A 19,472-nucleotide genomic window follows, 5' to 3' on the forward strand; every position below is an offset into this window, starting at 1 on the left:
GCATCAACGATACGACCTTAGTTGCAGAATGTCAACTGTAGCGCGATGTCAACTAAACAGGGCGGATCTCGCCCGGACCGCCCCACTGGATAGGCTGACTCCGTGACCAGGGTGGCGGATGTGACCGGCAGAGCGCGCAGCATCGTCTCCCGTGCCGCTCGCACCGCGGTCAGCAGGCGGTTGATCCCGGTGTGGATCACCGGAGGCGCCATCGCTGTCCTTGTCGTGACGGTCATCGCATTCGGCGGCCTCGATCGGAGCGACACCACTCCGACTCCCCTCTCTGCGGGCGACGAAGTACGGATGCCGCTCTACGCCGTCACCGTGCTCGGGGCAGAACTCACCGACGAGGTCGAAGAACAATCGCTGAGCGCCGACCCTGGCGAGACGCTGGTCGTCATCAGCCTGCAGCTGGAGAATCTCACGAACCTGCCGATCGGCGTCGGCAGGGGTGCAGACATGGTCGTATCGCGCCTCGTAGGCGTGGACGAATCACTTCTCAGCCTGCCCGGCGTGGAATCGGCGAAGACCGTCGGGGTGTGGCGCGGTGACGGGTCCGCCGGCTCTGTCGTCCTGCAGCCAGGAGTGCCGAGCGAAGTGACGATCGCCTGGATCGCGTCGAAGGATGCTTTCGCAGATGGCGTCGTCAACCTCGATGTGTACGACGCCGTCGAGACGCGCGGGCGGGTCATCCTGTCAGCGGATCACATCAACTGGGTGCGCGGCGACCTCGCCGCCAGAATCACAGTGGATGCCGAGGAGGGAAGGTGAAGCGCGCCCTTCCGTGGCTCATCGGCGCAGCGCTTGCGCTCGCGGCCGGAGTCATCACCGTCAATACGCCTGGCGACGAGGTGTATCGCGCGCCGTTCTTGATCCGCAGCGCAGGCGACGGGGATCCGGCGACCTCGCGCACTCTGATCGCCTCCGTGCTCGACGCGTCGTTCAGCGAGCGAGTGACGGTCGCCGACGCGGAGTGGCATGCGGACGGCAACTGGCTCGTGGTCACCGTCGCGGCATCCGCACCCCGGACCGAGGTCGATGCCCGCATCCAGCTCGCGACCCTCGTGATCGGCGATCGGGTCTTCCAGTCGAGCGAGCGTCCAGGGAACTCGATGACCGAGGCCGATCTTCGTGTCGGCATCGACACCGTGGGGACGTTGGCGTTCGAGCTCCCGCCGGACGTGCGAAACGGCAGGGCCGAGGTACGCCTGACCACGTCCTATTCCACCCCGGTGCTCGACGATGTCGTCGTGCTGCCGATCTCGCTCGAGGACCTGCCAACGGCGAATGACGTCGACCTCGAAGCGCCGACGTTGGGGGAATCGTGAGCTGGTGGCGAAGACAGCGCATCGCGTTGACAGCGCTCGCTGTCGCGGCAGTCGCCACGGTCGGGGTGCATCTCTGGCTGGACGTGCTGCCGTCGATCCAGACCCAGACCAAGACGGTCACGGACGTCGCGGAGGGCGAGAACGTCGAGATCGCCGGCCAGACGATGTCGTTGCAATCGGCACGCTTCGACGAGTTCAAGGCCCCCAGCGGAATGCACACCGTCAGCGTTCGCCTGAACGCCGGTGGAGGCGCGGAATCGACCTGGTGCCAGGCGTTCACACTCTCCGAGACGCAAGGAGAACGAGTCTGGCTGGATGCCCGATCCGAGCTCGATGTGCCGTACGACGCCGGCGAATCCTCCTGCCGCGAGGAATCATTCTCCTACACGATCCTTGCTGTCTTCCTCATCCCGGACGATGCCGTCGGCCCTTTCCACTTCGACATTCCCGGCGAACTCGGCGAGGTGACCCGCTTCACCGTCGAGCCGTGACGGGAGCGTGTGAACCCCAGCGCCGGCCTCCATCTCGCGAGCTTCCAGGCCCGCTTCGGGGCGCGCGATGACCGCGTCGTAGACGGTGGCCACGATCGCGACGCGCAACGGCTCAGCGATCACGGCGACGGCGATCGTGATGAGAGGGAGGAAGGCCGACCAGAACCACGTCTCGTGCCCTCCGATGAGCTGCAGGAGTCCACGCGTGCCGAGCCGCTCTGCGAGAGCCCAGAGCGCGTAGGCGAGCACAGCACCGCCGAAGATCACCGGCCCTCCTCGCCAGACGACGGCGACCGCCGCCCACAGGCTTTCGAAGCGCTGGAGCAGGGTCCGCGACAGCGTTGCGGCTGTCCCGCGCAGCGCGGCGAGACCGCGCTGGACGACTGCAGGTGCGGAATCGAACGTCGTTCCATATATGACCCCGGCGACCGCGAGCCATGCGGCGGGAACGAGCAGCACGGCGGCGAGGACGCCGATGAGCCACTGCACACCCTCCCAGAGGGCGGCGACCGGCGCGATGTTGATCGCGAACCAATCGCCGATGCCCTGCAGCCACCCCATTCCGACGGTCCCTCCGAGCCATTCCTCGACGCCCGCCCACCACTGGACCACGAGCGTGAAGAGCATGAAGGTCCACAGCACCTCCGCATAAGCGGCGAGCGCCAGCGTCCAAGAAGGGAGACGACTGCTGTACTTCGACAACGCGAGCCGCAACGCGAGCGCGATCACCAGCACGGCGATCGGGAGCGCCCCGACCGAGACGCGACCGCCACGATCCGCGAGCTGCTCGGCATCGAATTTGGTGTCGAAGAAGGCGACGGAACTCGCGATGTTGAAGAACTCGATCAGGTCGGCGTTCAGCATCCCCCATGCGGAGTAGAAGGCGAAGAAGGGCAGGATCGACACCAGGATCGCCACCGCGAACTCCCGGTATCCCTCGCCCTCAGGACGCACCACGTGCGGAAGCGATCGCCGGACGGTGAGATACATCGCGACATACGCGATGAGCTTGGCCGCGACGGCGAGTGGAAGCAGGAGCAGGCCGCCGAGCGTCGTATATCCGCCCACGAATCCGGCGAGCTGCACGAGCAGCTGGTGCAGTGCCTCTCCCCCGAGGTACCACGCGATCAGCGCGGGCCAGTGCCGCGCGAGGATGCGCCCGAACGTGCGGAGGGGCTGAGGCATGGACTTAACGTATCGGTCGGACGCGCAGCCGGTGCACCGCATCCGCAGTCGCACCCACTGAGTCGTCAGCCATCATCCGTCGTCCATATCGACGCCGTCTCGATACTGCTCACGCCGCAGCGCAGTGCCGACGCGCGAGAGCTTGTTGGAAGCACGGTCGAGGGCACACCCGCTGATAATGTGACGGCGGTGGACACGGCGTCCCTAGGGCCGGGCGAACCGGGGAGAACTCAAGATGAAGCGAACGTCACGTTGGCGTCTGGCGCGTGTCGCCATGCTGGCCGCGGTGGCAGTGCTCGTCGGAACGATCGTGCCCGCGCTCGCGCCCGTGACCCCGGTATCGGCAGCGACGGACGGCCAGATGGTCTACCCGGCATCGGGCACCATCCAGTCCAAAGTGGGCGACGGATGCCGATCGGACTACCGTAAGCATGACGGCATCGATATCTCCGGCCAGGGCGGCACCCCCATCCTCGCCGCATATGACGGCGTCGTCAGGACCCGCGCGTGGAGCAACGGATACGGCAATTACGTAGATGTGGAACACGCCGGCGGATATATGACGCGGTACGCCCACATGATCGCACCCGGCACCGTCGCGCCGGGAACGCAGGTCGTCCGCGGCCAGCAGATCGGCATCGTCGGCAGCACCGGCAACTCGACGGGCGCGCATCTGCACTTCGAGGTGTGGCGGAACGGATCCGTGTTCTCCGAGATCAACCAGGGCTTCGTCTGCCTGTCGACCGTCACACGAGGCGGAACGATTCCGCTGGTCTTCCCCGGGCTCAGCACGGCCCCGCCCGCGCCGGCGCTGACTGGCGATTACAACGGCGACGGGAAGGCCGACCTCCTGGCGATCGCCGCGGACAGCGATCTTCAGTTCCTCGCGGGCAACGGCGCCGGCGGGTTCTCCAAGGGGTCGGTCATCACGAGTGCATGGGGAATCCACCGGCACCTGACCCACACAGACCTCAACGGCGACGGCAGAGCCGACATGCTGGTCGCCCGCAGCGACGGAGTGCTCGAGTACTACGCGGGGAACGCCACAGGTGGTTTCGGTGCATACAGCACGCCCGGCACCGGATGGTACGGGATGCTGCATGTGACTTCAGGTGCTGATTACACGGGCGACGGCCACCAGGACGTACTCGGCACCTCAGCGGCCGGCGCTCTCACGATCTATCGCGGAAACGGCGCCGGCGCACTCCCCGGACCGTACACGGTCGTCGGGAACGGGTGGAACACCGTCAAGTTCATGGCCGGCGGCGACTTCAACGGCGATCGCCTCGGTGACATCATGGCCGTCGCGAACGATGGCACTCTCTACTTCTACGCCGGGCTCGGCAGTCGATTCGACACCAGAGTCGCGGTCAGCAGTGGTTGGGGCGCGATGACGGCTTTCACCGGGGGCGTCGACTACAACGGGGACAAGATCCCAGACCTGATCGCGCGCACCTCGTCGGGTGAGCTCTACCTGTATCCGGGTGATGGGACGGGCCGGGTCAAGACCCGGATCCTCATCGGCTCGGGGTGGGGCGGGTATCTCCAGATCGAGTGACGCGCCCGAAGCGAGAATGGGAGATCGATATCTGCGCGCGCTCTCTACGATGAGACCATGACCTCGCATCGGTTGGCACCGGCCCTCGTCGTCGCTCTCGTGCTCTTCGCCGGCGCGGCTCTCGTGGGTTGCGCGCCGGAAGCGTCCATCTCCGAGCCGAGCCCTACCGCGGAGCAGACCTCGACGTCACCCACCCCTTCCTCGCCCTCGCCGTCGCCTGCCCCGACGACCGATTCGCCGGAGCCACCCGAGACTCCGCCGACGTTCACCGAGAGCGAGCTGGTGCAGATCTGCATCGACGTGACGACATCCGTGTACGACCCCGGTGTCGTGTTCGATGCCTCCGGGGCCCGGATCGAGAAGCGCACAGTGACACCGGAGTGGCTCGTGCTCGTACCCGCTCAGACCAACGGCTATGACGGGGAATCCGTGTGCACGATCGGCGGATCGCCGACGGATCCGGACATCGACATGTCGTCGGGCTCGATTCAGCCGCTACCCGAAGAACAGATCCAGAAGCTCATCCGCGGCGAGAACGAGGGCGGGGAGTGACCAGCCGATCGCCTCGACTAGCGTGGGTCCGATGATCACTATCGAAGAGCATCTCGCGGGCATCCTCCAGGCAACCCATCGCCTGCCGTCGGTGCCCTGCGGCCTGGCTGACGCGCAGGGCCTGGTGCTCGCCGCGAATGTGACCAGTCGCTGGCCCGTCCCCCTCTTCGACAACTCCGCGATGGACGGCTACGCCGTTCGCAGTGAGGATGCCACCGCCGGCGCCATCCTCACGGTCGTCGCCGACGTGGCAGCGGGGTCCGACGAAGATCCCGCCATCGGCCCCGGAGAGGCGGTGCGCATCATGACGGGTGCCGCCATTCCCTCGGATGCGGATGCCGTCGTGCCATTGGAGCAGACGGATCTCGGCACAGCAATCCGTGCCGAGGCGCCCGAGCGGATCACCGTGCTCGTCGCACCAGCGCCCGGCGCGCATATTCGCCGCCGCGGCCAGGACGCCTCTGCCGGTGCGGTGTCCGTCGCATCCGGAGCACGCCTGGGTCCGTGGCAGCTGTCCGCCATCGCCTCGGCCGGAATCGAGCAGGTCACGGTGCATCGCGCGCCTCGGGTCGCGATCATCTCGACGGGGAGCGAGCTCATCGCCCCCTCCGGCACGCCGCGAAGAGGGCAGATCCCGGAATCGAATTCCGTTCTGCTGAGCGCAGCCGTGCGCGAGGCCGGCGCGATCATCACGAGTGCCGCAACCGTCGCGGATGATCCGCCTGCCCTCCGGCGTGCGCTGGATGCGACGGACGCCGATGTCGTGATCCTGTCGGGTGGGGCGAGCGTCGGCGCATTCGATGTGGTCAAGGCGGTACTCGGCGAAGAGCGCGGGGTGCGCTTCAGTCAGGTCGCGATGCAGCCGGGGAAGCCTCAGGGCTTCGGCGTGCTCGACGAGGGAATGCTCGCGTTCTGTCTTCCAGGAAACCCCGTGAGCGTCGCCGCATCCTTCGAAGTCTTCGTACGGCCGGCGCTCCGGCAGATGGCCGGCTTCGCCGTGATCGACCGCCCTCGGGTGATCCGCACAGCCGGCGCGGCGTGGACCAGCCCGAAGGGGAGAGTGCAGATCCTGCCCGCGGTGTTCGACGACGAGATCGTCCGGCCGGCCACGAGTGGCGGGAGCGGCTCGCATCTGGTGACGTCCCTCGCCGCCGCCACCGCGTTCGCCGTCATTCCCGCAGAGACCGTGCGGGTGGAAGAAGGCGAGCCGGTGACGGTGATGGTCCTGGCATGAACGAGCCCGCTGCGGCAGCGCTCGTTCTGGCTGGCGGGCGGTCTGCTCGACTGAACCGGGTCGAGAAGGCGTCGGTCGAGAAGGCGTCGGTCGAGATCGACGGCATCCCGCTGATCGATCACGTCTACGCAGCAGTTCGAGGGTGCGCGCCGATCATCGCCGTCGGCCCGGGCCATATCGGCCGTCCTGGTGTTCGCGTCGTGCGCGAACAGCCTCCTTTCGGAGGGCCGGCGGCAGCCACCGCCGCCGCCATCGTGGCGCTCGAGGGGTCAGGAGCGATGGAGGCGTGGCTGCTCGCATGCGATCTCCCCCGCGCGCGCGAGCTCGTGGAGCGCCTGTCCGAAGTGCCGATTCCCGACGACGCCGATGCGGTCGTCTCCGCGGACGCGGAGGGTCGGGTGCAGTGGCTCGCCGGGCGTTATCGGGTATCCGCTCTGCAGCGCGCCGTTGCGCAGCATCCGCACGCGACGGGATCCTCGATGCGCGAGTTCCTCGCCGGTGTCCGCCTCCACACCGTCGATGACGGCGGCACTGCCCTTGATCTTGATACCTGGGCTGCCATCGAGGAGTATCGAAGCACGCGAAAGGACAATCATGTCTGATGCCCCCGAAGACCTCGATGCCTGGGTCGTCACTCTCGCCGATACTCTCGGACTCGGCGCCGACGAGCATCCGATCGGCCTCCTGCTGGACCTGACGCGCGATGCGGCCCACGGCGTCACGCGACCGGCGGGCCCGCTGACGACGTATCTCGTGGGGCTCGCCGTCGCGCAGGGCATGACGGTCGAGGATGCCGCCGCCCGCACCCGCGCAACGATCGCCGAGTGGAAGACCGAGCCGTCGGAACCTGCCTGAGCGAGCCGGAACCTGCCTGAACGGGTAGGTGCAAACGGTTCGAGAGTAGGTATCGCCCTCGGCACGTCTGGGACAGTCTGGATGTGCGGAGATCCTCCGCACGACAGGAGGGACGAAGATGTCTGGAAACAGAGCGGTCGCCTACGAGGGGCCCGGCGTCGTGAAGGTGATCGACACCGATTACCCCGACTTCGAGCTTCACGACGGACCGGGGGTGAATCCCGCGAACGTCGGCCGTAAGATCCCGCACGGCGTCATCCTCCGTACTGTCGCGACCAACATCTGCGGGTCTGATCAGCACATGGTGCGCGGACGCACGACCGCCCCCGAAGGGCTCGTGCTCGGCCATGAGATCACCGGCGAAGTCGTCGAGGCGGGCCCGGATGTCGAGTTCATCAAAGTCGGCGACATCGTCTCTGTGCCCTTCAACATCTCGTGCGGCCGCTGCCGCAACTGCAAGGAGGGCAAGACCGGGATCTGCCTGAACGTGAATCCCGATCGGCCGGGCAGCGCCTACGGCTACGTCGACATGGGCGGGTGGGTCGGAGGTCAGGCGGAGTACGTGCTCGTGCCTTACGCCGATTGGAACCTGCTGAGGTTCCCCGACCGTGATCAGGCGCTCGAGAAGATCCTCGACCTGACGATGCTGTCCGACATCTTCCCGACCGGATTCCACGGTGCCGTCACGGCCGGAGTGGGCGTGGGTTCCACGGTCTATATCGCCGGCGCCGGGCCAGTCGGCCTCGCGGCAGCGGTCGGCGCGCAGCTGCTCGGGGCTGCCGTCGTCGTCGTCGGCGACATGAACGAGGATCGCCTCGCACAGGCGCGCAGCTTCGGCTGCGAAACCATCAATGTCGGAGAGGGTTCGGTGCCCGACCAACTCGATCAGCTTCTGGGCGTGCCGGAGGTGGATGCTGCGGTCGATGCCGTCGGCTTCGAAGCGCGCAGCGAGGGCCACGGCGCGAAGGCGAAGGAGGCCCCGGCAACCGTGCTCAACTCGCTCATGGATGTGACCGGAGCGGGTGGCGCCATCGGCATCCCCGGTCTTTACGTGACGGGAGATCCCGGCGCGGTCGACGATGCAGCCAAGGTCGGATCGCTCTCGATCAGTCTTGGCACCGGCTGGGCGAAGTCGCTGTCGTTCACCACCGGACAGTGCCCGGTCATGAAGTACAACCGGCAGCTCATGATGGCGATCCTGCACGACAAGGCGCCGATCGCCGCTGCGGTCAATGCCAAGGCGATCACGCTGGATGAGGCGCCTCAGGGCTACGCAGAGTTCGATGCGGGCGCCGCAACGAAGTACGTCCTGAACCCCAACGGATACATCAAGGAGTAGATCATGACCAGTGTCAACCTCGAAGACGCACGTCGCGTCATCGCCGCAGCCGAGAAGAAGGCCACGGAGCTCGGCCAGCCCATGAACATCGCCGTCGTCGATTCCGGCGGCAACCTCGTCGCGCACGTGCGACAGGACGGCGCATGGATCGGCAGCGTCAACATCTCCATCAACAAGGCCTGGACCTCGAAGGCCTTCGACATCTCGACGAAAGACCTCGGCGACAACTCCCAGCCGACCCAGCAGTTCTTCGGCATCCAGAACACGAACGGCGGCAAGGTCGCGATCTTCGCCGGCGGCATCCCGCTGGTGCGTGACGGCGCGGTCGTTGGCGCAGTGGGCGTCAGCGGCGGCTCCGGCGAGCAGGATCATTCGGTCGCAGAAGCGGGAGCGGCGGCGCTCTGAGCTCCGGCTGGACTATCGAGGTCGGCTCCCGCCCAGACGGGTGGGGGCCTTCCGGGTAGGTTGGTGCCATGGACAGCGAAGAGGCTTCCCCCGGCTCACGTCGGCTGCTGGTGGATCTCGATCGGACCGTCGCGGATCAGGCGGATCGCCACGCGCTGGAGCTCGAGTCGCTACTGGCGATCCTGCGCTCGCCGCGGCTTGATGACAAGTCAGCGCGGTCATCCGCGATAGACACCGCGGCGTCAGCGCTGGTGCGGTTGCGGACCGAGGCCGACGAACAGCGAAGCTCGATACTCGAACCGGTCGTCGGAGCGTTCGCTCGATTGCGAAGCGACCTGCGACCCCTGGAGCGTTTCGGTTCACTCGAGATCCAGTTCGTCGAGCCGCCGGCCACAGGACGCGCATTGCCCAGCGAGGTCGCCCACGCCGCGCGGGCGATCGTCCGCAACACCATCCTCGGGCTGGTCGACGGGGGCGATGTGCACCGTGTTCGGGTGCAGTGGGACTGCGACGGGCTGAACCTTCTGGTCAGCATCCGGGACGACGGGCCTGGCGATCTGACCGTGCACGATGAGACGCTTCGGCCGATCGCCGAGCGAGTCACATCGTTGGATGGCGTTCTGCGCGTCGACGCCACCCCGGGGTGGGGGTCCTCCGTCGATGTGCGTCTCCCGCTGGATCCCCGTTCTGACACCAAGCCGCTCGCCGACGGTGCATCCCTCACGACGCGCGAGCACGATGTGCTGCGCCTCGTCACCGCTGGGGAGCGCAACCAGGCGATCGCCGTCCAACTCGGGATCAGCGCGAACACCGTCAAGTTCCACGTGTCGAACCTGCTGCGGAAAGTCGGCGCCAGCACGAGAGCCGAGCTGACAGCGCTCGCGCTGGCCCGCTAGCGGCGTCTCAAGGATCCACGGTGCTCTGCGGACGGAAGCCGTGCAGCGCAGCATTCAGTGCTCGACTCATCTCTTCGTGCCTGCTCCCGCCAGTCTCCACATCGCTGAATCTCATCAACCCTGCGCCTTCGACGGCGCCGATCGCGGCGCCGACCATCGGCGCGACCGTCTCAACGGGAGTATCAGTCTCCGCAGCGATTCGTGTGGCGAGTCCCCGCGCGAGGTTCATCAGCTGCGCAGCGAGCGATCGTGGAATCTCTCCACCCAGCGCCGCATTCACACGAATGCGAGCGAGCCGCGCGACGTCACCACGGCACGCTGCGTCGATCATGGCCTGGACAGCAGCGTGGACCCTGTCGACGGGTCGCGGTGAGTCAGCCTCGTGGGCTACGCGCCATGCCAGCTCCGCAAAATCCTGCACGTGAGAGAAGAGCAGATCTTCCTTCGCGGGGAAATGCACGTAGAAGGTGCGCTCCGATACTCCCGCGCGATGCACGATCTCGGCAACCGTCGTCTCGGAGTAGCCCTGGGATTCGAACAGGTGCAGTGCGCTGTCCAGAAGCGCCCGGCGTGTGCGCCGACGACGCGCCTCATGCCCGTTCGCGATGTTCGGTGACATGCGTCAAATCTACGGGTCTTCGGCAGAAGATTGCAGATATGCAATTATTAGCTCAGGATTGGAGCATGGGATCCAGAGCGCGGATTTACGTCGTCACCGGTGCAGACTCCGGTCTCGGCAAGGCGGTGGCCGAGCGGCTCGCCGCTCGAGGCGAGGTGATCACCTGCGGGATGGGCGGCTCGGTCGATGTGCAGGCCGACCTGACCGCACCCTCCGGGCGGGCTCATCTGCTCGATGAGGTCCGTGCGCGCGGCGACGGCAGATTGGATGGTCTGGTCGCCGCTGCGGGAATGGGATCCGCCCGAGCGGAGACGATCGCGCTCAACTACTTCGGGACGATTGCAGTTCTGGAAGGGCTTCGCGAGTCACTCGCCGCCTCGGAGGCCCCTTCCGCGGTCGTCGTGTCATCGTCCTCGACACTCAACCGCGGCAGCCGCGCTCTCCTGCGCGCCTGCATTCGCGGGGATGAGGCGAAAGCTCTCGCCACGGCGCACCGTCTCGTGCGCACCGGACGCGGCAGTCAGATCTATCGCTCGAGCAAGATCGCTCTCAATCACTGGGTCCGAGCCGCATCCGTGGCCCCTGAGTGGGCCGGCCGAGGAGTCGTCCTCAATGCAGTGGCACCGGGCATCATCGCCACCGACATCGTCATGCGCACCTGGGAGCGCGACCGCGCTCTGCTGGAAATCGCGCTGCCGCAACCCCTCGGCATTCCGGGCCCGGTCGGGCCCGTCGCCGATCTGCTCGTGCACCTGGCCTCGCCCGAGAACCGGTTCATGACGGGACAGATCATCTACTGCGACGGCGGAACAGACGCGCTCACGCGCGGATCACGACCGCAGGGGCGGTATCTGCGCTATCGCCCCCGCGAGATCGTGTCGATGCTGCGCGAATCACGACGTCAGCAGACCAGCTGATCCCGCGGTCGCCTACGCCTCCGGTTCCTCCTGCAACGCACGCACCTCGATGCGGCACTGCAGCGCGTTCGATGCCTTGATCGCCCATTCGACGGCGGCGTCGGCATCAGCGGCTTCGATCACCCAGAAGCCACCCACGTAAGACGCCGCTTCCACGAACGGCTCGTCCAGCACCTGCGTCTGACCAGAGGAGACATCGACGGTCTTCGCGGTCGAAGGCGGGTACAGGCCGCCGGCAAAGACCAGAGCACCGGAGTCTTTCAGCACGGTGTTGAACTCATCGACTGCCGCCATGACAGCGGCGAGCTCCGCCGGGTCGAACTCCTGCATCGACTCCATCGTCGGTTCGGTCGCCGAGTCGTGCGGCACGGTCAAGAAGTACTGAGTCATGATTGATCCTCTCGGTTCTGGGCCACGGGATGTCGGCCCTCTCACTAGTACGTCGAATGGATGACGCGCGGATCGACATCGTCCGAAGAATTTCTTCTCGACCCCAGCAGCGGACGCAGGGTCAGCGCTGCGGTCGCGACGAAGGCGACGCAGGTGATCACGACGACGGCATCCGGAAGCGGATTCGCCGAGAGGATCGTCGTGAAGTCAGCACCGCCGTGCACGAGCACGAGCGGGAGCACCCAGCGGAATCGATACTGGAACGCGGCCAGCCCGATCCCGTAACACGCCGAGACGACGACGTTGAGGAGTACATCATCGACCGTGCGGTTCGAGGTGGCGAACGCGGAGAGGTGCTGCAGACCGAAGAGAGCGCCGGTGAGTGCCACAGCACCGACGGGTCCGCACGACTCTCGCATCCTCTCCAGCACCACGACGCGGCTGATGAGCTCTTCATTGAGGCCGACCATGAGCAGGGTGAGTGCCCACAGCCCGAACCCGGGCGGGCGTTCGACGAGACCACCTGGCACCGCCCACAGCAGCACCTCGATCACGAACGGCAGAAGAAGGAGCAGAGCGGTGCGCCCACGCCACAGTGCGAACAAGCCGGCGCGACGCCAGAGCCCTCGTACGCTCACGAGCACGACGGCGAAGACCACACAGGCGACATTTGCCGCGAGGCCCAGGTACCAGCCCGAGATGCCCAGCAAGGGAGCCAGCGCGAGAGCTCCCATGATCACGCCGAATCGTAGGAAATGCACACCGAGGCCGAAGCCTATTGCGCGCCAGCGGTCGTGATTCACTCGCTCACGTTAGGGATGCGCGGTGAACCCCGCGTGAACGGGAAGATCAGGCTGCGGAGCCGATTCTCCGTTGGGCGTTGAAGCGGCGTCGGTACTCGGAGGGCGTCGTGGCGTACGCGACCCCGAAGTTCTGCCTCAACGTCACGGGGCTGGCGAAACCGCACCTCGACGCGATGCCGTCGATGCCGAGATCCGTGAGTTCAAGCAGCCGTCTAGCTTCATCCAGGCGACGTTCGCGCAACCAGGCCGCCGGCGTGTTTCCGGTGCTCTCTTTGAACGCGCGGATGAAACTGCGAAGGCTCATCCGCGCAGCGCGCGCCATGTCAGCAACACCTATCCGCTCCTCAAGATGCCGGGTCGCCCAGTCGAGGGCCTCGGAGATCGGACTCAGGGAGTTCAGCTCCGGGACGGGTCGGTGGATGTACTGCGCCTGCCCCCCGCTGCGATGCGGCGCGACGACGAGGCTGCGCGCCACCTGATTCGCCGCATCCGACCCGAGATGGGAACGAACGAAATGAAGACAGGCATCGATGGCTGCGGCAGTGCCAGCCGACGTCATCACGTCGCCGTGATCGATGTACAGCACAGTACGGTCGATCTCTGTTCCTGGGTGACGAGAGCTGAACTCGTCGAGGGAATGCCAATGGGTGACGGCCGGGCGGGATCCGAGCAGACCACTGTCTGCGACCGGGAATGCACCGAGACAGAGACCGGCAACCGCTGCGCCGCTCCTGTGCGCGTGCCGCAACATCTCGACCAGCGGCGCGGACGGAGCCCGGAGGTCGCTGTACCAAGAGGCGATCACGATCAGATCTGCGCCGGACGCATCTTCGAGGTCGTGGATCCCACCGATCCGATACCCCTCGGCAGTGGTGATGTCCGCGCCCTGTTCGTTGAACAGGATGGTCTCCCACTCCGCGAGATGCTGGCGAGTCACCTCGCCGAAGACCATGGGCGGGACGGAGAGATGGAACATCGTCGCGCCTTCGAACGCGTAGACGGCGATCCTCATCCCGCGCTTTGGCACGGACTCATCGTTATTGTGCATACGTGCCAATTGTGGCACGGGTTCGCGTGGCGGAGGCTGGATGGCAAGATCCGCTCACGTCCACCAGGAGAACTCATGCCCGCTCCCCGTCGCGCCCTCGTCGTCATCGACCCTCAGCAGGAATACTTCACCGGCCTCCTGCGCATCCAGTATCCGCCGCGGGAGGAATCGATCCAGCGGATCGCCTATGCCATCAACGCCGCAGAACAGGCCGGGATCCCGGTGGTCATGGTGCAGCACACCGCGGGAGACGACGCGCCGGTGTTCAATCCGACGACGCCGCAATTCCGGCTGCACGCGTCGCTGGAGGATCGCGATTCGAATGCGTGGAAGAAGATCGTCAAGAATCACAGCTCGGTCTTTCCCGGCACCGGCCTGCACGAATGGCTCGTCGAGGCTCATATCGACACGATCACCCTGGTCGGCTACATGACGAACAACTGCGTGCTCGCCACGGCGGCGGACGCCGAAACCCGCGGCATCACGGTAGAGGTGATCGCCGATGCTACCGGGGCCATCGACATCGCCAACGACGCAGGATCGGTCGACGCCGAGACCGTGCACACGACCCTGATGGCTCTGCTGAACTCGAACTGGGCCGCCGTCGCTCCGGCCGCGACCTGGGTCGAGGCGCTCGAGACGGGCACGCCCCTTCGCAAGGGGAACCTGCCCGAGTCGGCTGCCCGGGGCGCCTCCGCTCATGCCTGACGCCCACCCCGTTGCGTGCGCGCTCAGCTCGTGACGGGGTCCGCAGAGCGCTGATCGTAGGCATCGCGGGCGACGAGCACTTCCTCGATATGGTGCTCGGCCCACCGACCCAGCGCGGTGAGCGGCTCGCGAAGAGTCAGGCCGAGGAGCGTGAGCTCGTACTCCACCCGAGGAGGCATCTCGTCATACGCGGTTCGCGTCAGCAGGCCGTCGCGCTCGAGGTCCCGAAGGGTATCTGCGAGCACTTTGCCGCTGATGCCGCCCACTCTGTCACGGATGGCGCCGAACCGGGCCGGCCCGTCGCTCAGTGCGATCACGATCATGGCCGTCCACTTGTTCGCGACCCTCGCCAGCGAGGTGCGCGAGGGGCAACTGGCCAACATGACGTTCCACACCGGATCGGACATCAGAACTTCTCTCCATGGTTACGTTGAGGTAACAGGTTACCAAATGTAATCATTGCAGCATCCCCCCGACGAAGGAGACAAAGATGACCGATGCGACCCCCGAAACCGTTGCCAACACATATTTCGACGCCCTCGGACGCGGCGACTTTCCCACTGTCATGGCGCAGTTCAGCGACAGCGTCGTATGGCACCAGCCCGGATCGAACCGGTTCTCCGGCACGCACACCGGGCTGGAGGGGGTCGGCGCGCTTCTCGGCGGTATGACCGAGACCAGCGAAGGAACCTTCGCGCTCTTCGTCACCGGCCCGGCGATGGTCAATGGCGAGCTCGTCGCCGTGCCCGTTCGTTTCTCCGGACACCGAGCGGATGCCGCGATGGACATGGCCGGCATCGATCTGCTCACGGTCCGCGACGGAAAGATCGTCGAGGTGCATCTGTTCTCCGAGGATGCCGCGAGCGAGGACGCCTTCTGGGGGCAGGGGACGATCAGCGAACAGGACTGACGGGATCGCAGACGGCTGACAGACAGCAGGGTTCGAGGCAGGATGGAATCATGACCGCCCATCCACTCGAATCACGGCCATGGCTCGATTCCTATGCGGAAGACGTGCCGGCGGAGATCCCAGAGCCGACGCAGACCTTGTCGGAGATGATGTCGGCGAGCGTGAAGGCGTTCGGGAGACGTCCGGCGCTCGAATTCTTCGGTGCCGTCACGACGTACCGCGATCTCGGAGAGCAGATCGAACGCGCGGCGGAGGGGTTACGGCGAATCGGAGTCGGTAAAGGTGACCGAGTCGCCCTGGTGTTGCCCAACTGTCCGCAGCACGTCGTCGCCTTCTACGCAGCGCTCCGTCTCGGTGCGATCGTGGTCGAGCACAACCCGCTCTACACGCCGCGAGAGCTGAGGCACCAGTTCGAGGATCACGGTGCGCGCGTCGCGATCGTCTGGGACAAGGCCGTCGACAATGTGGCCGACTTTCCCGCAGACCTCAAGATCGAGCACATCGTGAGCGTCGACATCACGGCGGCGATGCCCATCTCAAAGCGCCTGGCACTCCGCCTGCCGGTGCCGAAGGCGCGTGCGGCCAGAGCGAAGTTGACCGGCACTCCGAAAGCACGACACCTCGTCGCTTGGAAGCAGTTGGTCAGTCACAAGCGGCTCTCGCGGCGCGTAGCAGGGCCGAGGCTGGGTGACACCGCGCTGCTGCAGTACACGAGCGGGACCACGGGCACTCCGAAAGGAGCGATCCTCACCCATTCGAACCTCCGCGCCAATGCGATGCAGGGGCGCGCATGGGTGCCGGGACTCGTCGATGGCGAGGAGACGTTCTACGCCGTACTGCCGTTGTTCCATGCCTACGGCATGACGCTGTGCCTGACCTTCGCGATGAGCATCGGAGCGAGACTCGTCCTCTTCCCGGCATTCGATCTGGGTCTGGTCACGGAGGCGGCGCGCTCCAGCCCGCCGACCTTCCTTCCGGCCGTACCGCCGATCTATGACGCGCTGGCCCGCGCGGCGTCCCGTGGGACCATCGATCTCTCGACGGTCAGGTTCGCGATATCCGGCGCGATGAGCCTTCCCGTCGCAACGGTGCAGCGCTGGGAGGAGGCGACCGGGGGTCTTCTCGTCGAAGGCTATGGCATGACCGAGAGTTCACCCGTCGCGCTCGGCAACCCGATGGGAACCACCCGCCGTCCCGGAACTGTCGGCGTGCCGTTTCCGAGTACCGAGATCCGTGTCGTCGACCCCGCGGACCCTGCCGTCGACATGCCGGCCGGCGAGCGCGGCGAACTCCTCGTCCGCGGTCCGCAGATCTTCCAGGGGTACTGGAGGCGTCCGGGAGACACCGCCGACGCCCTGCTTGCAGACGGCTGGCTTCGCACCGGGGACATCGCCGAGGTCTCCGCCGACGGGTTCGTGACGATCGTCGACCGACTCAAGGAGCTCATCATCACCGGCGGCTTCAACGTGTCGCCCAGCGAGGTGGAGAGTGCATTGGAGGCGCATCCCGACGTCGTCGCTGCCGCCGTCGTGGGCCTCCCGAGATCCAGCGGAAGCGAGGAAGTCGCCGCTGCCGTCGTGCTCCGAGAGGGCGCCGAGCTCAACGCGGATGCACTGCGGGACTTCTGCCGCACCCGGCTCACCCCGTACAAGGTGCCCCGGCGCATCACCGTCGTCGACGACCTCCCCCGCTCACTCATCGGCAAGGTGCTCCGTCGCCAAGTGCGGGAGCAATTGCTCGCCTGAGCGGGAGCCGCGCTCAGCGCACTGACTTCCTATCGAGCTGCGGATCGTTCCGCTTTGCGACGGCGCTGTTCGAGAAGCGCGCATGTCAGAGCGACGAGAAAGCTGATCATCGCGAGGCCCCAAGCGATCGCTGCGAACTGCACCGGCAGGAACAACGATGCGAGCAGGAACGCGACGCCGACGAGTGGGAGCGCGATGGTCAGGCGCTGGGTGATTGTCTGGGTCATCGTCGTCTCTCTGCTCGGACCGCAGTGATCGCGGACGGGCTTCACCGACGGCGTTACCCGCATCCATCGTGACCGTTGCCCGCGGGCTCATCAAGACGGCCGACCGCTTCGTGGCCCTGGGGCTAGATTCTGCGGGCGCTGATTCAGAGGCTGATGATGCCGAGCGCGGTGGCCCGGAGGACGATCTGCAGGCGGTTCTCGACGTCCCACAGGTGGTTGATATGACGGATGTCGGCCTTCACAGTGCCTTCGGCATAGTGGAGCGCGTCGGCGATCTCGGCGTTGGAGAGACCTCTGGCGATCAGCTCGATGATCTCCCGTTCGCGATCGCTCAGCGCAGGCGCTTCAGCGACCTGATTCTCGCCCGCCTCGATCGCCGCCCGCACGAATCGCTCCTGCACCTCGGGGGAGACGACACGGTCGCCGGCGTGAGCAGCCACGATGGCATCGATGATCTGTTCCGGGGTGGAGTTCTTCACGAGATACCCGCACGCCCCGGCCCGCAGTACCTCGAGCGCACGCCACTCCGTGGTGAAAGTCGTGAGCGCCACGACGCGGCAATGCGGGTTCCAATCCAGCACACGCTTGGTCGCCTCGACTCCGCCGACCTCGCGCATCTTGATGTCCATCAGGACGACATCAGGACTCGCCGCCTTGCACGCTTCGACGACTTCGGAGCCGTCGGTCGCTTCGCCGACGAGCACGACCCGGTCGTCGTCCGCGATGAACGCGCGCAGAGCGTGCCTCACCAGCGCTTCGTCGTCGACGACGAGAACGCGGACGACTTCACTCACCTCTTTACGGTATCGCGAGGTTGCCGGCGAAGCCCTGGCCCTGGGGCCACGTTCTCGCGACTAGGAGTCCACGAGACGTAGGGTGGTCGGATCAGCATTCCGACTGAAGGAGAAGAGCGTGGGACTGAACCTGCTCGGCACGCAGACCCTCCTTGGGATGATCACCGGTGCGAACGCCGATCTCGGGCAGTGGCTGTGCCAAGTTTTCGGCATCTGTGCCTGAGTCGTTGACCCCCGAGCACCGTCGGCGGCTGAACGCTGGGGACAGCACGCGACTGTCCGTCGGACGGATGATCCGCAGTCGCAGGTTCTGGGAGCAGCGCACGCTCCATCCCGTCGCCAGGCTGTTGCTGATCGCGGCGGTCGTCGTGCTCGTCGGCGTCGCCGTCGGGTTCATCGTCGCCAGCGGTGAATTCACGCGACTCGATCTTCTTGCGATCGCCTTCTACGCGGGTCTGGCCGCTTTCGCCTGGCGTCCGTCGACTGCGGCATACATCGTCATGCTCATCAGCAGCATCGGGGTCGTGTTCACCGGCAGCGGCGGAGACCTCCTTGAACTCGCGATCGCGCTCAGCCTGGTCACCGCGACCTGCGTTGCGTGGGTCATCATCGCGCATGTGGTTCTGCTGGGTGCGCTCAGCGCTTACGTCGCCACCAGCAGTTCGACGCTGACTCAGGGCGGTATCTACGCCATAGCGGGCATCGCGGTGATCGCGTTCCTGGCCGGCCTCGCGTTCCGTCTCGTCGCTGCGCGAGAGACGATCCTTCTCGCTGAACGCGAGCGGGTGGAGCAGGATCTCGAGGCGATCGCCCGCGAGGAGCAGGAGCGGATCGCAGACGAGCTCCACGATGGGATCGCTCATGACCTCACGCTCATCCTCTTCCACGCCCGCGCGCTGCCGAAGCAGCCGGATGATGCGGCGCGTCAACTCTCCCTCACCACGATCGAGGACTCCGCCGAGCAGGCTCTCCAGAGCATCCAATCTCTACTCTCATTGATGCGGGACACTGCGACCGAAGGGCCTGAGTCCCACCCGACGCGATATGACGGGAACGTCGTGGAGGCGATCTCGTCCCTCGGGGCGCTACTGAACGATGCCGGGATCCCGACGCGGGTCACCGCCCCGCGCACCCCGCTCAGCGTCACTCCAGCGGCAGAGCGGGTGCTCACGGAGACCGCGATCGAGGCGGTGACGAACATCATGAAACACGCCCCGCGATCGCAGTCCGCGAGCATAGACATACTCGAACACGGCGATGCGATGGAGCTCGTCGTGACGAACCTCGCTCCTTCATCGACGACGCCGTCGGACAGTCCAGCGAGCGGTCGGGGCCTGAAGCGCGCGCGACAGCGCCTCGCGCAGAATCACGGCGAACTGGAATCTGTTCAGATGTCAGACGGGTGGACTCTGCGGGCGACAGTGCCGGCGCCCGTCGACGAAACGCACTGAGAGCGGGTGCAGGACGC

24 protein-coding genes are annotated in these 19,472 nt (G+C 66.1%); 16 read left to right on the forward strand and 8 right to left on the reverse strand.

Annotated elements, in window-relative coordinates:
- Positions 1–102: 102 nt before the first annotated feature.
- From QFZ46_RS04635 to QFZ46_RS04645, 3 genes are read left to right on the forward strand one after another with little or no spacing between them, the layout of a single operon-like run.
- Entirely contained in the window at positions 103–771 is a 669-nt protein-coding gene (locus QFZ46_RS04635; protein WP_307358788.1) for a hypothetical protein, read from the forward strand.
- A complete protein-coding gene (locus tag QFZ46_RS04640; RefSeq protein WP_307358791.1) occupies positions 768–1,328 on the forward strand; it encodes a hypothetical protein in 561 nt (186 codons plus the stop codon). Before QFZ46_RS04635 ends, QFZ46_RS04640 begins: the two co-directional genes overlap by 4 nt.
- The gene (locus QFZ46_RS04645; RefSeq protein WP_307358792.1) at positions 1,325–1,819 is read left to right on the forward strand and encodes a hypothetical protein; all 495 of its coding nucleotides are present in this window, start codon (positions 1,325–1,327) and stop codon (positions 1,817–1,819) included. The genes QFZ46_RS04640 and QFZ46_RS04645 overlap by 4 nt, the downstream gene beginning before the upstream one ends.
- Here QFZ46_RS04645 and QFZ46_RS04650 read toward each other — a convergent pair.
- Positions 1,703–3,004, reverse strand: coding sequence for a hypothetical protein (locus tag QFZ46_RS04650; RefSeq protein WP_307358795.1), 1,302 nt, complete (start codon positions 3,002–3,004; stop codon positions 1,703–1,705). The genes QFZ46_RS04645 and QFZ46_RS04650 overlap by 117 nt on opposite strands.
- A gap of 235 nt (positions 3,005–3,239) precedes the next feature.
- Here QFZ46_RS04650 and QFZ46_RS04655 point away from each other — a divergent pair, with 235 nt between their 5' ends.
- From QFZ46_RS04655 to QFZ46_RS04690, 8 genes are all read left to right on the forward strand, one after another.
- Positions 3,240–4,562, forward strand: a complete 1,323-nt coding sequence (locus QFZ46_RS04655; protein WP_307358798.1) for a VCBS repeat domain-containing M23 family metallopeptidase — start codon at positions 3,240–3,242, stop codon at positions 4,560–4,562.
- Between the two features lie 57 nt (positions 4,563–4,619).
- Positions 4,620–5,114: a hypothetical protein gene (locus QFZ46_RS04660; RefSeq protein WP_307358800.1), complete on the forward strand. Its 495-nt coding sequence runs from the start codon at positions 4,620–4,622 to the stop codon at positions 5,112–5,114.
- A 31-nt stretch (positions 5,115–5,145) separates the two neighbouring features.
- Complete coding sequence (locus QFZ46_RS04665) at positions 5,146–6,348, forward strand: molybdopterin molybdotransferase MoeA (RefSeq protein WP_307358803.1); 1,203 nt, start codon at positions 5,146–5,148, stop codon at positions 6,346–6,348.
- Complete coding sequence (gene mobA, locus QFZ46_RS04670; RefSeq protein WP_307358805.1) at positions 6,345–6,950, forward strand: molybdenum cofactor guanylyltransferase; 606 nt, start codon at positions 6,345–6,347, stop codon at positions 6,948–6,950. Before QFZ46_RS04665 ends, mobA begins: the two co-directional genes overlap by 4 nt.
- Positions 6,943–7,203: a DUF6457 domain-containing protein gene (locus tag QFZ46_RS04675; protein WP_307358807.1), complete on the forward strand. Its 261-nt coding sequence runs from the start codon at positions 6,943–6,945 to the stop codon at positions 7,201–7,203. The genes mobA and QFZ46_RS04675 overlap by 8 nt, the downstream gene beginning before the upstream one ends.
- 118 nt (positions 7,204–7,321) lie before the next feature.
- Positions 7,322–8,542, forward strand: a complete 1,221-nt coding sequence (gene fdhA / locus QFZ46_RS04680; RefSeq protein ID WP_307358809.1) for a formaldehyde dehydrogenase, glutathione-independent — start codon at positions 7,322–7,324, stop codon at positions 8,540–8,542.
- A 3-nt stretch (positions 8,543–8,545) separates the two neighbouring features.
- Positions 8,546–8,947 (forward strand): GlcG/HbpS family heme-binding protein, encoded by a 402-nt coding sequence (locus QFZ46_RS04685; protein ID WP_307358811.1) that lies wholly within the window; start codon positions 8,546–8,548, stop codon positions 8,945–8,947.
- 68 nt (positions 8,948–9,015) lie between these two features.
- Positions 9,016–9,843: a helix-turn-helix transcriptional regulator gene (locus QFZ46_RS04690; RefSeq protein ID WP_307358815.1), complete on the forward strand. Its 828-nt coding sequence runs from the start codon at positions 9,016–9,018 to the stop codon at positions 9,841–9,843.
- A gap of 7 nt (positions 9,844–9,850) precedes the next feature.
- On the opposite strand, the gene QFZ46_RS04695 is transcribed toward QFZ46_RS04690, so the two are convergent.
- Positions 9,851–10,462, reverse strand: a complete 612-nt coding sequence (locus QFZ46_RS04695; protein ID WP_307358819.1) for a TetR/AcrR family transcriptional regulator — start codon at positions 10,460–10,462, stop codon at positions 9,851–9,853.
- Positions 10,463–10,527: 65 nt separating this feature from the next.
- On the opposite strand from QFZ46_RS04695, the gene QFZ46_RS04700 reads away from it, so the two are divergent.
- Positions 10,528–11,379, forward strand: coding sequence for an SDR family oxidoreductase (locus QFZ46_RS04700; RefSeq protein WP_307358821.1), 852 nt, complete (start codon positions 10,528–10,530; stop codon positions 11,377–11,379).
- Positions 11,380–11,391: 12 nt separating this feature from the next.
- Here QFZ46_RS04700 and QFZ46_RS04705 read toward each other — a convergent pair whose 3' ends face one another.
- Genes QFZ46_RS04705 through QFZ46_RS04715 form a run of 3 tightly spaced genes read right to left on the reverse strand, consistent with a single transcriptional unit; the run spans position 11,392 to position 13,599 of the window.
- Positions 11,392–11,769, reverse strand: a complete 378-nt coding sequence (locus QFZ46_RS04705; protein ID WP_307358822.1) for a YciI family protein — start codon at positions 11,767–11,769, stop codon at positions 11,392–11,394.
- Positions 11,770–11,813: 44 nt separating this feature from the next.
- On the reverse strand, positions 11,814–12,572 hold the full coding sequence (locus tag QFZ46_RS04710) for a CPBP family intramembrane glutamic endopeptidase (RefSeq protein ID WP_307358824.1): 759 nt from the start codon (positions 12,570–12,572) through the stop codon (positions 11,814–11,816).
- Between the two features lie 46 nt (positions 12,573–12,618).
- Positions 12,619–13,599 carry a GlxA family transcriptional regulator gene (locus tag QFZ46_RS04715; RefSeq protein WP_307358826.1) on the reverse strand — a complete coding sequence of 327 codons (981 nt, stop codon included), beginning with the start codon at positions 13,597–13,599 and terminating at the stop codon, positions 12,619–12,621.
- 96 nt (positions 13,600–13,695) lie between these two features.
- On the opposite strand from QFZ46_RS04715, the gene QFZ46_RS04720 reads away from it, so the two are divergent.
- Positions 13,696–14,328, forward strand: a complete 633-nt coding sequence (locus QFZ46_RS04720; protein ID WP_307358828.1) for an isochorismatase family protein — start codon at positions 13,696–13,698, stop codon at positions 14,326–14,328.
- Positions 14,329–14,351: 23 nt separating this feature from the next.
- On the opposite strand, the gene QFZ46_RS04725 is transcribed toward QFZ46_RS04720, so the two are convergent.
- Positions 14,352–14,735: a winged helix-turn-helix transcriptional regulator gene (locus QFZ46_RS04725; RefSeq protein WP_307358832.1), complete on the reverse strand. Its 384-nt coding sequence runs from the start codon at positions 14,733–14,735 to the stop codon at positions 14,352–14,354.
- 83 nt (positions 14,736–14,818) lie between these two features.
- Between QFZ46_RS04725 and QFZ46_RS04730 the strand changes: the two genes are divergently transcribed.
- Complete coding sequence (locus QFZ46_RS04730) at positions 14,819–15,238, forward strand: nuclear transport factor 2 family protein (RefSeq protein WP_307358834.1); 420 nt, start codon at positions 14,819–14,821, stop codon at positions 15,236–15,238.
- A gap of 50 nt (positions 15,239–15,288) precedes the next feature.
- The gene (locus QFZ46_RS04735; protein WP_307358836.1) at positions 15,289–16,983 is read left to right on the forward strand and encodes a long-chain-fatty-acid--CoA ligase; all 1,695 of its coding nucleotides are present in this window, start codon (positions 15,289–15,291) and stop codon (positions 16,981–16,983) included.
- Between the two features lie 29 nt (positions 16,984–17,012).
- Here the strand turns inward: QFZ46_RS04735 and QFZ46_RS04740 are convergent, their stop codons facing one another.
- Together QFZ46_RS04740 and QFZ46_RS04745 are read right to left on the reverse strand one after the other, a co-directional pair.
- Positions 17,013–17,210, reverse strand: a complete 198-nt coding sequence (locus QFZ46_RS04740; RefSeq protein WP_307358839.1) for a hypothetical protein — start codon at positions 17,208–17,210, stop codon at positions 17,013–17,015.
- 143 nt (positions 17,211–17,353) lie between these two features.
- Positions 17,354–18,004 (reverse strand): response regulator, encoded by a 651-nt coding sequence (locus QFZ46_RS04745; RefSeq protein ID WP_307358842.1) that lies wholly within the window; start codon positions 18,002–18,004, stop codon positions 17,354–17,356.
- Between the two features lie 290 nt (positions 18,005–18,294).
- Here QFZ46_RS04745 and QFZ46_RS04750 point away from each other — a divergent pair, with 290 nt between their 5' ends.
- A complete protein-coding gene (locus QFZ46_RS04750; protein ID WP_307358844.1) occupies positions 18,295–19,455 on the forward strand; it encodes a sensor histidine kinase in 1,161 nt (386 codons plus the stop codon).
- Positions 19,456–19,472 lie beyond the last annotated feature (17 nt).

This window comes from Microbacterium murale (assembly GCF_030815955.1).
GTDB lineage: Bacteria > Actinomycetota > Actinomycetes > Actinomycetales > Microbacteriaceae > Microbacterium > Microbacterium murale_A.

Excerpts from the sequence above, each read along its gene's own strand:
- QFZ46_RS04650 (WP_307358795.1), bottom strand. The coding sequence starts at position 3,004 with ATGCCTCAGCCCCTCCGCACGTTCGGGCGCATCCTCGCGCGGCACTGG.
- QFZ46_RS04655 (WP_307358798.1), top strand. The coding sequence starts at position 3,240 with ATGAAGCGAACGTCACGTTGGCGTCTGGCGCGTGTCGCCATGCTGGCC.
- QFZ46_RS04660 (WP_307358800.1), top strand. The coding sequence starts at position 4,620 with ATGACCTCGCATCGGTTGGCACCGGCCCTCGTCGTCGCTCTCGTGCTC.
- QFZ46_RS04665 (WP_307358803.1), top strand. The coding sequence starts at position 5,146 with ATGATCACTATCGAAGAGCATCTCGCGGGCATCCTCCAGGCAACCCAT.
- mobA (WP_307358805.1), top strand. The coding sequence starts at position 6,345 with ATGAACGAGCCCGCTGCGGCAGCGCTCGTTCTGGCTGGCGGGCGGTCT.
- QFZ46_RS04675 (WP_307358807.1), top strand. The coding sequence starts at position 6,943 with ATGTCTGATGCCCCCGAAGACCTCGATGCCTGGGTCGTCACTCTCGCC.
- fdhA (WP_307358809.1), top strand. The coding sequence starts at position 7,322 with ATGTCTGGAAACAGAGCGGTCGCCTACGAGGGGCCCGGCGTCGTGAAG.
- QFZ46_RS04685 (WP_307358811.1), top strand. The coding sequence starts at position 8,546 with ATGACCAGTGTCAACCTCGAAGACGCACGTCGCGTCATCGCCGCAGCC.
- QFZ46_RS04690 (WP_307358815.1), top strand. The coding sequence starts at position 9,016 with ATGGACAGCGAAGAGGCTTCCCCCGGCTCACGTCGGCTGCTGGTGGAT.
- QFZ46_RS04695 (WP_307358819.1), bottom strand. The coding sequence starts at position 10,462 with ATGTCACCGAACATCGCGAACGGGCATGAGGCGCGTCGTCGGCGCACA.
- QFZ46_RS04700 (WP_307358821.1), top strand. The coding sequence starts at position 10,528 with ATGGGATCCAGAGCGCGGATTTACGTCGTCACCGGTGCAGACTCCGGT.
- QFZ46_RS04705 (WP_307358822.1), bottom strand. The coding sequence starts at position 11,769 with ATGACTCAGTACTTCTTGACCGTGCCGCACGACTCGGCGACCGAACCG.
- QFZ46_RS04720 (WP_307358828.1), top strand. The coding sequence starts at position 13,696 with ATGCCCGCTCCCCGTCGCGCCCTCGTCGTCATCGACCCTCAGCAGGAA.
- QFZ46_RS04725 (WP_307358832.1), bottom strand. The coding sequence starts at position 14,735 with ATGTCCGATCCGGTGTGGAACGTCATGTTGGCCAGTTGCCCCTCGCGC.
- QFZ46_RS04730 (WP_307358834.1), top strand. The coding sequence starts at position 14,819 with ATGACCGATGCGACCCCCGAAACCGTTGCCAACACATATTTCGACGCC.
- QFZ46_RS04735 (WP_307358836.1), top strand. The coding sequence starts at position 15,289 with ATGACCGCCCATCCACTCGAATCACGGCCATGGCTCGATTCCTATGCG.
- QFZ46_RS04740 (WP_307358839.1), bottom strand. The coding sequence starts at position 17,210 with ATGACCCAGACAATCACCCAGCGCCTGACCATCGCGCTCCCACTCGTC.
- QFZ46_RS04750 (WP_307358844.1), top strand. The coding sequence starts at position 18,295 with ATGATCCGCAGTCGCAGGTTCTGGGAGCAGCGCACGCTCCATCCCGTC.